Raw genomic sequence first — 13,745 nt, 5'->3', positions numbered from 1 at the left:
CTGTCATACACTGGTCAGCATCATAAACAGATCCGACAACCCGCGGGGAACACGAATCACCATGCCCGACCCCATCGACACCTACCGGCAGCTGCGGCTGGAGCGCTGCAGGCGCGCCCTGGTGAAAAACAAATTCGAGGTCTTCATGGCTTCTGATGTCCAGGATGCGGGGACCCTCTTCCGGGAACGGATCCTTGCTCCGCTGGAGGTCAACGTCGCCTCCTGGGGCGACTCCATGACCCTGCAGGCCACTGGTGTCCTTGATACCATCCGGGTTGATCCCGGCATTCGGATGATCGAAACCTTCGATACGACGATTTCGCAGGAAGAACGCCTGGAACGACGGCGGCAGGCCCTGCTGAGCGACCTGTTTTTATCGGGATCCAACGCGGTCACGGAAACCGGCCTGCTGGTGAACCTGGACATGGTCGGCAACCGGGTCGCCGGCATCACCTTCGGCCCTAAAACCGTGGTCCTGTTCATCGGCCGCAATAAAATCGTGCCGACCCTCGACGACGCCATGGCACGCGTCAGGAATATCGCCGCCCCGGCCAATGCCATCCGGCATCCGGGCCTGAAAACCCCGTGCACCAAAACCGCGCTGTGTACCGACTGCAGCAGCCCGGACCGCATCTGCAACACCTGGTGTATAACGGAAAAGTCCTTCCCCGCGGGACGGATCAAAATCATCCTCATCAACCAGGATCTGGGATTATGAAAATGATGGCCGTTGGGAGACGATGGACGATAGGTAACCTGCTGATCGTCATGGCAATGACGGCCGTTCCCTTTCTGGGTCCGGCCGAACCGGAGGCGGCCAATTTTGAAATCCAGCGGCGGCAAATGGTGGCCCACCAGCTTGCCGCCCGGGACATCGTGGATCAGCCCGTTTTAAGGGCCATGCAGGCCGTCCCCCGTCATCTGTTCGTGCCGGAGGCCCTGCGGCACCACGCTTACCGGGACACGCCGCTGCCCATCGGCCACGGGCAGACGATTTCCCAGCCCTATATCGTGGCATTGATGTCCCAGTTGCTGTCCATGGAACCCGGCTGGCGCATCCTGGAGATCGGCACCGGGTCCGGTTACCAGGCGGCGGTGCTGGCCGAGATGGATGCCGACGTCTTTACCATCGAGATCGTTCCCGAGCTGGGCCGGCAAGCACAAAAAACGTTGAAAGCAACGGGATATACCGGCATTCGCGTAAAAATCGGTGACGGCTATCAGGGATGGCCCGACCATGCCCCCTTTGACGCCATCATCGTCACCTGCTCGCCCACGCGCATTCCGCAGCCTCTTGAAAGCCAGCTCGCCGAAGGAGGCCGCATGGTCATCCCCGTGGGGGAAGCGGGCCATCAACAGCTGCTGCTGCTGACCAAACAGCACGGTGAGATCAGAAAGGAAAAAATCGTGGATGTTCGCTTCGTGCCCATGGTGGACCGGCAGGGAAAGACCTATTGATTTTTTCTCGGCAGTCATTCGGCTGCGCCCTGCGCCGCATGGAAAGGAAATATGAGCGGATTCTTCTTTTCACATGGCCATTGCTTATGCATCCATGAAAACCCACATCTTATTTCCGATACATTTTATCGACAACCAGGCGGGCGCGTAGTAGCTTGTAACAGTCCTTAATTCCGTCTAATTTTAGACTGCCCGTTTTTTTCCCACGGCAAGCAGATCCCCAAGTTGTGAGGTGTGATGGTTCATGCATCCGTTGCGGCGGACCAGGTTTTTCGTAAAGGCATAAAGGGAACCCATGGGTGAAAGTCAAATCTGTCATCAAAAAGGTGTTTAATGGCTTGTCTGTGTGAACAAATCGCTGGTGGTGACATTGCCCTGTCCCCAACCTGCATCGGCCACCTGTGGATATTCCAGAACCTCGAGGCAGAGGAAATTGAAGCGCTCAGTCGAGAGGCGCTGCGGAAAAAATCGACCACTGGCCAAGCGCTGTTTCTGCAGGGAGACCCTGCCGACGAAATGTTTCTGATCAAAGGCGGGCGGATCAAGCTTTCCAAGGTGCTGGAAGACGGCACCGAACTGACGCTTGATATCCGCAAGGCCGGTGACTTTGTCGGTGAAAACTTGTTTTCGGAAGAAGGCCAATACCCGGTCAGTGCCTACTGTCTGGAAGACACCCTGACCTGCGGTTTCAGCCGCAGCCAGTTTGAACAGCTGGTCCTTCTGCACCCGAAGGTCGGATTGCAGATCATAAAGAACCTCAGCGAAAGAATCACCTGGTTGACCATGCGGGTGGGAAGCCTGGCCGTCACCAATATTGAAGATCGACTTTACGGCGTGCTCACCCATGTCGCCAGGGAGCATGGAACGGTCAGCCCGCAAGGAACCGTTATCCAGTTCCCGTTGACGCATGAAGACTTGAGTTTTTTAACCGGAGCCCATCGGGTCAGCATTACCCGCGCCATGAAAGCGCTGAAGCAAGCCGGCAAGATTATCCACGAGGACAAAAGGCTTGTCCTGCCGCTGTTGAAGACAGCGTAATTGACACTCCCCTTCCAGACCGATCGGCTGTGGAAATTCATCCGGGCCATCCCATTAACTGAAATCGCCGCCTTTTCCGTCCGCAGTTCTTCTGAACCGATTCGTTTTTTCCAATCATGTAACAGTTGCTACAGAAAATCTGCCAAAACAACCTTACCGTACCAATACGTCCACGAACGATCAGCAAAGAAGGATTACCCATGCGACCTCAGATTTTAGGAATTTGAAAGTCAACAAATCATCGAAAAAGGCCAACCACCTGACGTAGTGTTGGCCTTTCCGATTTTTTGTCAACCTATTGGTAACCCTTCAGCAGTGCCAAGGGTTAAGGGTGTGTACGTGCCGGCAATAAGGATAAAGATCGCGGAATGCTCGATGATTCGAAAACAGCTTTTAACCTTCCCGAATCGCCACGCATGGTAGACCGTTGAGGCAAGATAAAGAAGAATCATGGAGGAGGCAAAAATACTCGTACCGACAATGAATCCGGCATCCCCGTGCCTTGCTGCATGCATGACGAGAAATGGCGTTCCGACCAGCGCACCAATTAGCCCTGCGCCGTGACTGATACTGTTGGCGATTTCTTCGCCCTGCGACTGATCACGATTCGGGTTTGAAATGACTGCGTGCACGTCAGTTCCATGGCCCCCAGTGACCATATTCGCCAATCAGGGTGATCGCTTCCTGTGCCGTATAAGTGCGAACATTGATTATTTTGTTCTTTTTGTAGTAGTCGTCTTTAGAAAACAAAATTTTATGTCCTTCGCTCAATTCGTAGACGAAGTCTATCTCTTCAATCCACGCATGGTTCACCGGCACATCTTGCGACAACGTGGCCACATTCCCGTGCACCAGACGGTAGTCATCCGGCCCATCCGTGAAATGCGGTATTTGAATGAACTCCGCTGAAGCTCTGAAACAAGAAAATTGCTGCTTGGATTTATCATCTGGGAGGATCGAGTTTGAGACTGACATGCTGATTCCTGTTCTTTAGCTTACAATCCACAGTGGTTTTGATTTTTATTGCGAAGCTGGGGAGCAATTCCCCATAGCTCGCGACGATCAAATGGATTGGTCCTTTGTTGATACGCGCTCTGCTTGCGTCGGGCAGATAATTGAATACATCGGCAGGGCTCCGATTAAAACTATGATAATCATCCTATCTGTATTTAGCCAATTTTTAATTCGCAGTCTGCCGAGAACGAACCAATTAGATTTGTATCGGATCTAAAGGGAAAATCGGTCTCGGTACATTGCGATAGGGCAATCGGTTGTAACGTGGGGTGCAAAGTGCGCCGCTGTCACAAACAATCACTTGTCCTGCAATCGGCTCGAACGCAGCACGGAAGTGTTGCATCGATTTTAACGCGACGACACGCTTGTTCTGCGGGTCGATATCAAACGCTTTAAATTGCTGCAAATCTAATATTTGGCGGGCAATGGTGACCACCAATATTTCAATATCGTCGACGCGTAGAACAGCACTGGGGCCGAAACTGCCCCTGAGCCCATGAATCATTGAACCGTCACCGGTGAAATACCCGTCACTGATAGAGACGAGTTCACCCTCCACGTAGAGTGGCCCACCACCGAAGCTTGGATCGGTTTTACCGCCCAGCTCAATGTGAACCCGTTCACTAATATCAGCAGTATGCAAAGCCTTCGCTACCGCGCCATCCACCATCGGACCAAAACAGGCATTCCTAACACCCGCCTCGAGCAATGCACGCAATAGCTCGGTTGAGTCACCATAGCCACCGGCACCGGGATTATCCGCATAGTCAGCAATTACCAGCGGTCCTTCGTTAGCCACATATGTAGCTGCAATATCTGCAGTCTCTTCAACGCTGAGATAGTCGTTCAGCACCTCAAAGCGTCTGTTCCAGATGTCATCAGCAATCGTTTCGGCGAAAGCAGTGTGTGCGGAAAAATCGCCTTGACCTGTGACCAGCACTGTTGGGCCAATCCTTGCGACATCTGCACTTGCGAAACCAGCATTAATGCTCACGGCGAATACGTCCGCTTCCTCCTCGTACGCCCGTGCTGATGCTATGCGCTCGATCATCGGGCCGATGTCGGTGCGGCCACCATTGACTTCTTCCAGCATAGGTCGACTCACAAGGATCGTGTGGGGTTGAATCTCACCGGCCATCGTCCTTTGTAAAATTTCGCCGGCATGGCGGCCGGTGTCGCGCATATCGATATGTGGATAGGTTTTGAACGATACCATGATGTCAGCGAGCGCGCACATCTTATTGCTGACATTCGCATGTGGATCAAGCGTGATGGCAATTGGCATCTTCTCGCCCACCACGTTGCGGATGCGCGAAAGAAACTCTCCTTCGCCATCTTCACAGAAATCAAGGTCCATGGCGCCATGCAATCCGAAAAGAAGTCCGTCGAAAGCGTGCTGCTTGATGACGGAAATGATTGGATCGCAGAGCCAATTAAAGGTTTTTCGCCTAACCTTACCGCTTGGGCCCGCGGCTGCACTGAGCACATGGTTGACGTTCCAGCCATGCACTCGACCGGCATCGAGAAAGCCAGCAAGTTCGGTATTTGCTTGGCCACGCTCAGCGATGGCTTCGGCGCCCATCAGAACATAACGGTTTCTAAATGCCTGTTCATCAGTTTCCTGGAGACTGAAGGAATTGGTTTCATGGGACATTTCGGCAGTCAGGACCTTGAACGGCATTGTACAATCCCTTAATATTTAATTAATCGATTGAGTTGACGCAAAATTTGTTCACCTATCATATCTCGCAGATAAAACCTTCAAATAAATTAAGACGGACGTCTGTTTCTGCGGTTTTCAAACAGTACGAGGCCCTTGTAAATAAGTTTGCCCTTGCTTTTTCTTGAAATATAGATACAATATTTGTATCTGCAAAAAAGGAAGGTTCAATATTTGTCTGTGTTTCTGGAGTGAAGTCGACAAGCGGAGTATAGTTTGCCAAGAGTGACAATAACACGTGATACGTTCCTCGAAGACAATCAGGGCCGAAGGTTTTCAGATGTTGTGAACGATCCGGATCAACCTTTTGACGCAGTACTGGCGTTTTTTAATGATGCCAACAGGCAACGCCGGATGGAAGAGTCTGAGATTCACCACGACAGACCGCCTTTGTCTGGTGTCGTTCGGGAGCTTGAATCTCATCCAGCCATCGATCGGTGTTTGGCAGATACACACACTCAACGGAGTAAACGCTTACGACAGGCTGTTGGTGTGGTCATTCGAATGATCATGCAGGCCAGAGGCTGGCGGAAGACTGGCCGGAAAGGGTCGCTGGGGGTCAGGAGCACCAATAATGGATTGGCCCCCAATCACAATACGGGCGGACTCGCATTCTGGTTCATCCGTGCCGAGCGCTATGAGCGTGCTGAGGGGATGCCGTTTAAATCAGTGCGTGAGCGATGCCAGAAACTTTAGCCCATCGGACATGGCAGTCGCAAAGCGCATGGTGGGTGCAAATTCATAAGGAAATTCGAATATTGCCGAACAGCACCGTGTCGTGGACAAAACGCAAGACAGACCCAATAAAGGTGGCGCTATCAGACAAGTAGCAAAAAGCTCACATGATGGGCGATCCAGATAAATCAAAACCGTTCTTCTGACCGATACCTTCCTTGCATGGCTGCATGAGCGGGTCGCCAGTTATTTTCAATTTTTCAATACTATTTACAATTACTAACCAGGTGGAAGCCTGAAAAAAATGGTGGCTGCCTGAAACCCATTTGTCCATGTTGGGTGTGCCGGATGGGCACCCGGATCAAGATGAACGGCTTGTTCCGAGCGCACTTGGCCTCAATGGGAATGATGCGTATGCGAAATTTCCGCTTAGAATTGACACCGTAGGCTTAGAAAAAATTAGTCTATTTTAAAAATTTATATAAACTTCAGGAATATATAAAAAGGAGTATAGATAATGGCGATCGCGAATGAAACGGCCTTGGTTTACTGTGAAAATCAATTTGGATTAGTTGACGGAAAAACGGCTTCCGGGCTGGTTAGACACTCTGAAACCTATACCGTTGTCGGAGTAATTGACAGTTCTTTAGCCGGAAAGGATGCCGGGGAAGAATTAGGGGGAGAAAAAAATGGTATCCCCATTTTTTCCAATTTAAAGGATGCATTGAGTAAACTTTCTGGAGTCCCAGATTGTTATATATATGGGAAAGCTCCGTTAGAAGCATCTATATCAATGGATGAAAGGGCTTTGATATTAGAAGCCATGGAAAATGGAATGGACATCATTAACGGTCTGCATCAGTTCTTTTCTGAAGATCGAGAGTTTATCCATATGGCGGCCCGCAACGCAGTCCAGATAAAAGACATCAGAAAGCCGCCGCAATTAAAAGATTTGCATGTATTCACGGGAAAAAGATCGGAAGTAACTGCTCCTGTGATCGCCGTATTGGGTACTGATTGTGCCTGCGGAAAAAGGACTACCGCAGTTGAACTCAACAAGGCCTTGAACAGTCTCGGAATAAATTCGGTATTGGTTGCCACAGGCCAAAGTGGCTTGATGCAGGGGGCGATGTACGGCATAGCAATCGATGCGCTTGTTTCCCAGTTTGTGGTCGGTGAAATAGAAAATGCCGTTGTTCAAGCATTTAAAATCGAAAAACCCGATATCATTTTAGTGGAGGGGCAGAGTGCCGTCAGCCATCCCGCCTTTATGGGCTCTCTTGGTATATTGAAAGGCAGCAATCCCGATGGCGTTATCCTCCAACATCCACCCGCCAGGAAAAAAAGGTGTGATTTTCCCAATTTGAAGATGCCTACTGTTGAGAGTGAAATTAAACTGATAGAAGCGATTTCTCAAGCGGAAGTAATGGCTATCGCATTAAACCATGAAGACCTTTCAGACAAGGAAGTAACAGACATCATAGCAATTTATGAAAAAAAGTTCCACTTAGCGACAACAGATGTACTAAGCCATGGATGTCAAAAACTCGTTCACGCCTTAAGCCATCATTTTCCAGAACTGAGGCGAACAATCAAACAAAAGAGATGTATAAAAACCCATGCAATGGCAGCGTAAGAGTTGTAACCAATAGAAATAAAATATGAAAATATTCTTGCCCAGAATTGAAATATCACTGCCACAAATACGGGATAATGCCCGGATGCTATCCGAACTTTATGGGAAAAAAGGTATTTCCATAATGGGAGTTTCCAAAGCGGTGCTTGGAGAACCTTCTATTGTCAGGGCCATGATTCAAGGTGGTGCCAGATTTATTGCCGACTCACGCATTGAAAACATAGAAAAGATGAAAGCGGCAGGGATTACAACTCAATTTGTTCTATTGCGAACACCGTTAAGTCAGGCCGAATCCGTGGTTCGAAGTGCAGACATTAGCTTAAATACTGAGATTGAGACACTTAAAAAGCTATCCTATTATGCAAAAGCAGGTAACAAAAACCATCAGGTAATTGTGATGGTCGAGTTGGGCGATTTGCGTGAAGGCGTACTTCCTCTCGATTTGTCTGAGTTTATCCGGCAGGCTATTTCTTTATCCCATATAAAAATCGTTGGTATTGGATGCAATTTGGCTTGTTACGGTGGTGTGAAACCTGCTGATAAAAACATGCATGAGCTATCTGAACTTTTTGATATCATAGAAAATGAATTCCATCTTGGTTTAACAATTATTTCGGGTGGCAACTCGGCAAATTATGAGTGGTATAGATCTACCCAAGATGTAGGAAAAATAAACAATTTTCGACTGGGTGAATCAATCCTTTTAGGCCTTGAAACGGTGAACCGAAAAACAATCCCAGGATTGCACACAGACGCTTTCAAGCTCGTTGCCGAAGTTATCGAGTCCAAGAAAAAGCCATCTTTTCCATTTGGAGATATCGGTCAAGATGCTTTTGGAAATGTCCCCGTTTTCCAAGATAAGGGAATTCACCAGCGGGTGATCATTGCGCTGGGAAAACAGGACATCTTGGTATCCAGCTTAAAATCGAATAACAGTTTAGAGATATTGGGTTCCAGCAGTGATCACATTATTCTTAACAGCAAAAACAACAACCTAAAGGTCGGGGATGAGGTCAACTTTAGTCTGGATTACGGCGGTCTTCTCGCAGCAATGACATCCCCTTTCATAAAAAAGCATTTTATAAGTAGTGTTCATCCAGAAATAGGAAAATTTGGTCGAGATCAAGGCGCGCGAAAAATTTTACCGCAGGCATATGGATGATATTCCGAGGATAAAATTTTGAGCGCAACGCAGATATCGGACAAATTGGCCATTTATGGATGGGCACCAAGTAGAAATGACCACCTGCCGGCTGAATATCCCCGCCGTAAAGCGGACCGGGGAATTTCTACTTGTTTAGCAAATTAAAAAAGTAACTATTACTTGACTAAAAATGTCGACTTGCTTGGTGCAGTGTTCCAATTTGTGTGAGCGAATGCACGCTGTTTCCTTCAATGAAAAGAAGAAGCCGTCATCGCTGCCGAGAGCATCCAATCCATGGAAGTGCCCCCTATAAAAGTCCAAAAAGGCTGGGAAATGAATTTTGGCAAGTACTGAGCACGCATTATTATGGCAGCGTTAACATTGGCCTTGCCACTTTCTAATAACAACGCGATACGAGAATTTCACTTGCGGGCCTCAATTTGGCCGGTTTTATGATTTCTTTAAAAACTGTTAAAGGGATAGTCGATTCAAAATGGATAATTCTACCAATCCAGACATAGGAGAATTAGCAAAATCCATCCGGGCACTGTTTGCTGCGATTTTAACTCGTGCCCTAAAAGATATTTTTAAGCCTACCTATAGTGACCAGGAAATTTACAAAAGCCAGGCCTTGTATTGGTTGACAGTAAACGATTTTGATTCCTTCACGAGCTTTATAAATATTTGTAGTTATTTAGATATAGATGTGGATAATATCCGTCACATGGTTAATGCTGAATTAAGAAGATTAGAGAGTGGCTTTCCTCAGAATATCAAATTCAATCTGGGCTATTACAAATTGCGATTCGAACACATTAGTCCGCATTTAACATAGAAATGAATTTCAACAAAGGCATGATGTTCTCAGCCAGCCACGCATCCGCAGGCCCGATATCATCGGGTGTGGGGGAACCCATGTCCATTGCGCCGATGATGCCGCCTTGATAGGACAATGGTAAAACCAGAAGGGATCTGATTCCGGATTCAATTCTTTTCTCATCCACCCAGGAGCGATGCGCCTCTGCCAGCAGGTCCGGTATGACCAGGATACGATCAGAGCGGTAATCCGATGAAATCCTTTTTCGAAAAGCCTGCTGATCGGCAGTTCGGTTGCTTGTTTTTCCACACGTCCGTGGCCGGCATCCGCTTCGGTACGCAGTTGAAGGATTCGATCGCCATGGATGGTGGCCAGCCTTGCCGAACAGTCTGTTTTTCATTGTTTCTCACACCAGGCGTTTACGGATCGTCGTCAGGGTGATGCAGTCACCGGTTTCCATAAAATTATGGGATCAGGGATGAAAAATTCGGGTACCACGCAGGGCAAGCCTAATCCACCCGGTAGAAAATTCAAATTTTCCGTATTTCCTGATACTTAAAACTGTAACCGGCAATCTTCCGCTTCCGGCCGATGGGTTTTCGTTCGATTTTAGAATCCATCGCCGGCAGGCAAGCCTTCCCTGTTGGTGCCTGTCAGTATTCGGGGTACAAATTTGACCCGCCCTCGATGGGGATTTATTTTACCGTCACCACCTTTTTTTAAACGACTGGGCAGGTGGCGGTCCAGGCAGATTTTATTCTGCCCGCCCTTCATTGGCCAGGTTTCATTTCCAGAGTCAATGATCTCCCAATGATAGGTTATCCTGAAAATTATTTTTGTGTTGTAACAATTGCTACAGAATGTCTGGCACCAAGGTCGTATAGTTCAGATACGTTTACAAATGATGATGAAACACGGTCCAAAAAAAGACGCACAGAACCAAAACAGGAGATTGAACCCATGAGTTATTTCTTGAAGGTCACGGAACCTGAACACGGCAGCGGCCAGCTGCAGAAGTCCTATGAGATGCTGCAAACGATGTTTCAACTTATCCCGAAGGTATTTGTGGCACAAAGTATTCGCCCGGACCTGCTGGCGCCCATTGTCCAATATGTCAACCGGCTGATGGTCGAAACACATGCGCTGCCAAGGCGCACCAAAGAGCTCATTGCCGCCTACGTTTCCAAGCTGAATGCCTGCGCGTACTGAGTGGATGCGCACAGCGCCATGGTCATGGCGCAGGGATTCACGCAGGAACAGGTCGAGAGCATTCTGGAAGACATTGACGCCTCATCTCTGATCGATGAGAAAACCAAACTGATTCTCCATTTTTCAGAAACCATAACCCGCAACGCTTACCAGATTCACGAAGGGACCCTGCAGGAACTCCGTGACCAGGGCTGCACCGACGAGGAGCTTTTCGAAGTCATTGCCGTTGCCTCGCTTTTCAATTTCATGGATCGCATGGCCGACGCACTGGGCGCGCCTGTCGAGGGCTTACAGGAAATGATGAAACAGATGCGTGCCACGCAATCTTAAAACGAGCGGTTAAGGAGAACCTTATGCCTGAAAACAAATCCATCGAAGGAATTAAGGCGTGTGTGTTCGATGCCTACGGGACGCTCTTTGATGTCCATTCAGCCGTCGGCAAACATCGCCATCGACTGGGTGATCTCGCCGATCAGGTGTCTAATATCTGGCGTACCAAGCAACTGGAGTACACCTGGCTTCGCAGCCTGATGGGGCATCATGCGGATTTCTGGCAAGTCACACAGGATGCACTGGATTTTGCCTTTGATATGCACAGCATCAACAACCCCGATCTGCGCAGGGACCTCATGGACGCTTACCTGAAACTGGATTGCTATCCGGAAGTGCCCGAGGCGCTTTCAATCCTGAAAAGCCGGGGTTTCAATCTTGCCATCCTGTCCAACGGCACGCCGGCCATGCTTGACGCGGCCGTGAAAAATTCAGGGCTTGACGATTTGATCGAAAAGAACTTTTCTGTTGAGGATGCGGGCATATTCAAGCCCGATTGTCGCGTATACCGGCTTGCCGTCGACGGCTTGAAGGTCAGGTCCGAAGAAATCGTATTTCAGTCATCCAACGCCTGGGATGCCTCGGGTGCATCCGCGTTCGGGTTCAAGGTGGCCTGGGTGAACCGGTTTGGCCAGAGTGAGGAACGGCTTCCGGGAAAACCGGATGTTGAAATCCGAAACCTTATGGCGCTGCCGGACGTTCTGAAATAGCCGGTAATCCGGATAGAAAAATGGGAAAAACATAGAGTCGCTCGATTCAGGGGGTCGGGAAATATCTACTGCGGCGAGGGGGAGACCTGTGTACTAAGTGGCTTCCGGCAAATGTACGGTCCGGAGGCCAGGACATCCGATTACGCCTACGTAAGGGTCGAGGATGACAAAGAAGTATGGGAGGAAGCAAAACGAATCGGTCGTCTGACCGGTGAGCGCCTGCACGAACAGCGGGGTAATGGTCAGTTTCAATGTCATAGCCGTCCGACCTGACCCGTCAAACCTGAATTAAAAGGTGAAGCGGATATCAAGGCGGATGAGGAAATCCTCAACAAACAGAACATCCCGCTTATGGAAAAAGTGGCCCCATTTGTTTACGGCAACGGCTTGCGTGAATACTGGTCACTGGGCGAAGCCATCGGAGAAGGGTTTAAAATTGGGAAGCGATACGGAAAGCAGGATGACGTATAGACAACAGCTTGCCCGCTTGACCCGGGAAGCAAAAAGGCTTGGGGCAACGTCTGCCGCCATCATATTGTCCGAAGATATTCAGGTTAAGGACAATCTGGCGGCACTCTGCAACGGAGACTATACCTGCCCGAATTATGGTCTGGCGGCCAGTTGTCCACCCTACGTAAAAGGTCCCGTTGAATTCAGGAAATGGCAGGCGGAGAGTAAATATTCCGTTACCGTAAAAATAGAAGTACCCGCATCCGCAATGTTTTCCGATGAACGCAAGGAGGTCATGCAACTGCTCCATCAGATCGTGGCCGCAGTGGAGCAGAAAGCCGTCGAAGCAGGCTTTGTAAAATCAAAGGCATTTGCCGGCGGATCATGCAAGGAACTGTTCTGTGAGGATCAGGAAGCGTGCTGTGTTGTAGCGGAAAATAAAACCTGCCGTCACATAGAAGTTGCCCGCCCGTCCATGTCCGGTTTTGGTATCGACGTCACCCGATTGATGCAGTCTTGCGGATGGTCCGCCCCAAAAGCGGAACAATCGAATGTATCTGATCAAAACGCTACCAGCTGGGTGGCGGGGCTGATCCTGCTCGCCTGAATCGGATCTGAATCTGTTTTTCGACACCACGGCAGATAAAAACCTGCCTGTGGAAAACCTTTATACGCTCACTGCAGGGCTGTTATAGTTTAGAAGAATTGGCTGCAGCGCAGGGGGTAAAGAAAAAGAATGAAAATTTCACCCAGTGGATAGGCGGCGGGGCATGCCGTCGATACGGACAGGCAATGCAAGCCCAGCCCGCCTTCCTTCCACAAAAACTATTTCATAAAATCGACAGCGGATGGTATACGGGGACTGTCGACGGAATGACCAGACGGTTGTATCTCTGAACGAAGGGACCAAGGGGCGTGGATATCGGATTAATCCTGTTGAAAGTGCTGGCGCTGTTCATGGCCCTGACCTTCCACGAGTTTGCCCATGGGTGGGTGGCCCGGCGGCTGGGCGACCGCACGGCCGAGGCCCAGGGGCGCCTGACGCTGAACCCCAAGGATCATATCGACCCTTTCGGCACCGTCCTGCTGCCCGCCATGCTGATCCTGATGAAGTCGCCGGTGGTCTTCGGCTGGGCCAAGCCGGTGCCCATCGATCCGCGCAACTTCCGGGATCCCCGGCGCGGCATGATGTGGTCGGCCCTGGGCGGACCGGTAATCAACCTCTTTCTGGCCGCCGTCCTGTCCCTCGTTTTCAAGGGCATGCTGGCCGCCGGCATCTACGTGAAGGGAGTCCTGCTGTTTCTCATCATCGCCATCCAGCTCAACGTCTTTCTGGCCGTGTTCAACCTGATCCCCATCCCGCCGCTGGACGGCGGCCGGGTGCTGGTGGGACTCCTGCCGCCCAGGCAGGCCATGGCCTACAGCCGGATCGAACCCTACGGGTTCATCATCGTGATCGCCCTGATGTATTTCAATATTCTCGACCGGTTCGTCTTCTACCCCATCCAGATCATTCTCCGGTTTCTGGGCATCGGCTGAAAGCC

The 13,745-nt window shown here is 49.9% G+C and carries 16 protein-coding genes; 11 read left to right on the top strand and 5 right to left on the bottom strand.

What is annotated here, in order from left to right; all coding sequences use genetic code 11:
- Positions 1-61: 61 nt before the first annotated feature.
- The 3 genes from DSCA_RS27160 (at position 62) to DSCA_RS27150 (ending at position 2,496) form a co-directional block, all read left to right on the top strand.
- Complete coding sequence (locus DSCA_RS27160) at positions 62-718, top strand: lactate utilization protein (RefSeq protein ID WP_155319425.1); 657 nt, start codon at positions 62-64, stop codon at positions 716-718.
- Positions 715-1,458, top strand: coding sequence for a protein-L-isoaspartate(D-aspartate) O-methyltransferase (locus DSCA_RS27155; RefSeq protein ID WP_231716297.1), 744 nt, complete (start codon positions 715-717; stop codon positions 1,456-1,458). Before DSCA_RS27160 ends, DSCA_RS27155 begins: the two co-directional genes overlap by 4 nt.
- 333 nt (positions 1,459-1,791) lie before the next feature.
- Positions 1,792-2,496 (top strand): Crp/Fnr family transcriptional regulator, encoded by a 705-nt coding sequence (locus DSCA_RS27150; protein WP_155319424.1) that lies wholly within the window; start codon positions 1,792-1,794, stop codon positions 2,494-2,496.
- A gap of 290 nt (positions 2,497-2,786) precedes the next feature.
- Here the strand turns inward: DSCA_RS27150 and trhA are convergent, their stop codons facing one another.
- The 4 genes from trhA to DSCA_RS27130 form a co-directional block, all read right to left on the bottom strand.
- On the bottom strand, positions 2,787-3,128 hold the full coding sequence (gene trhA / locus DSCA_RS27145; protein ID WP_197904677.1) for a PAQR family membrane homeostasis protein TrhA: 342 nt from the start codon (positions 3,126-3,128) through the stop codon (positions 2,787-2,789).
- 1 nt (position 3,129) lies between these two features.
- Positions 3,130-3,471: a hypothetical protein gene (locus DSCA_RS27140; RefSeq protein ID WP_155319423.1), complete on the bottom strand. Its 342-nt coding sequence runs from the start codon at positions 3,469-3,471 to the stop codon at positions 3,130-3,132.
- 235 nt (positions 3,472-3,706) lie between these two features.
- Positions 3,707-5,191: a M81 family metallopeptidase gene (locus DSCA_RS27135; RefSeq protein WP_155319422.1), complete on the bottom strand. Its 1,485-nt coding sequence runs from the start codon at positions 5,189-5,191 to the stop codon at positions 3,707-3,709.
- Between the two features lie 877 nt (positions 5,192-6,068).
- Positions 6,069-6,239, bottom strand: a complete 171-nt coding sequence (locus DSCA_RS27130; RefSeq protein WP_155319421.1) for a hypothetical protein — start codon at positions 6,237-6,239, stop codon at positions 6,069-6,071.
- A 183-nt stretch (positions 6,240-6,422) separates the two neighbouring features.
- On the opposite strand from DSCA_RS27130, the gene DSCA_RS27125 reads away from it, so the two are divergent.
- From DSCA_RS27125 to DSCA_RS27115, 3 genes are all read left to right on the top strand, one after another.
- Entirely contained in the window at positions 6,423-7,541 is a 1,119-nt protein-coding gene (locus DSCA_RS27125; RefSeq protein WP_155319420.1) for a DUF1611 domain-containing protein, read from the top strand.
- A 25-nt stretch (positions 7,542-7,566) separates the two neighbouring features.
- Positions 7,567-8,703, top strand: coding sequence for an alanine/ornithine racemase family PLP-dependent enzyme (locus DSCA_RS27120; RefSeq protein ID WP_155319419.1), 1,137 nt, complete (start codon positions 7,567-7,569; stop codon positions 8,701-8,703).
- A 475-nt stretch (positions 8,704-9,178) separates the two neighbouring features.
- Entirely contained in the window at positions 9,179-9,520 is a 342-nt protein-coding gene (locus DSCA_RS27115) for a hypothetical protein (RefSeq protein ID WP_155319418.1), read from the top strand.
- Here DSCA_RS27115 and DSCA_RS33385 read toward each other — a convergent pair.
- Entirely contained in the window at positions 9,501-9,902 is a 402-nt protein-coding gene (locus tag DSCA_RS33385; RefSeq protein WP_155319417.1) for a GAF domain-containing protein, read from the bottom strand. The genes DSCA_RS27115 and DSCA_RS33385 overlap by 20 nt on opposite strands.
- Before the next feature lie 560 nt (positions 9,903-10,462).
- Between DSCA_RS33385 and DSCA_RS27105 the strand changes: the two genes are divergently transcribed.
- The 5 genes from DSCA_RS27105 (at position 10,463) to DSCA_RS27085 (ending at position 13,740) form a co-directional block, all read left to right on the top strand.
- Positions 10,463-10,711, top strand: coding sequence for a carboxymuconolactone decarboxylase family protein (locus DSCA_RS27105; RefSeq protein ID WP_155319416.1), 249 nt, complete (start codon positions 10,463-10,465; stop codon positions 10,709-10,711).
- The gene (locus tag DSCA_RS27100; protein ID WP_155319415.1) at positions 10,712-11,041 is read left to right on the top strand and encodes a carboxymuconolactone decarboxylase family protein; all 330 of its coding nucleotides are present in this window, start codon (positions 10,712-10,714) and stop codon (positions 11,039-11,041) included.
- 23 nt (positions 11,042-11,064) lie between these two features.
- Positions 11,065-11,751, top strand: coding sequence for a haloacid dehalogenase type II (locus DSCA_RS27095; protein ID WP_155319414.1), 687 nt, complete (start codon positions 11,065-11,067; stop codon positions 11,749-11,751).
- Between the two features lie 436 nt (positions 11,752-12,187).
- Positions 12,188-12,808 carry a DUF2284 domain-containing protein gene (locus tag DSCA_RS27090; RefSeq protein WP_167527974.1) on the top strand — a complete coding sequence of 207 codons (621 nt, stop codon included), beginning with the start codon at positions 12,188-12,190 and terminating at the stop codon, positions 12,806-12,808.
- A gap of 308 nt (positions 12,809-13,116) precedes the next feature.
- Positions 13,117-13,740, top strand: a complete 624-nt coding sequence (locus tag DSCA_RS27085) for a site-2 protease family protein (RefSeq protein ID WP_197904676.1) — start codon at positions 13,117-13,119, stop codon at positions 13,738-13,740.
- The last annotated feature ends 5 nt before the right edge of the window (positions 13,741-13,745 follow it).

The organism is Desulfosarcina alkanivorans, from assembly GCF_009688945.1.
Classification (GTDB): domain Bacteria; phylum Desulfobacterota; class Desulfobacteria; order Desulfobacterales; family Desulfosarcinaceae; genus Desulfosarcina; species Desulfosarcina alkanivorans.
Note: the sequence above shows the minus strand (reverse complement) of the source record. Positions and strands in the feature narration are given on the sequence as shown.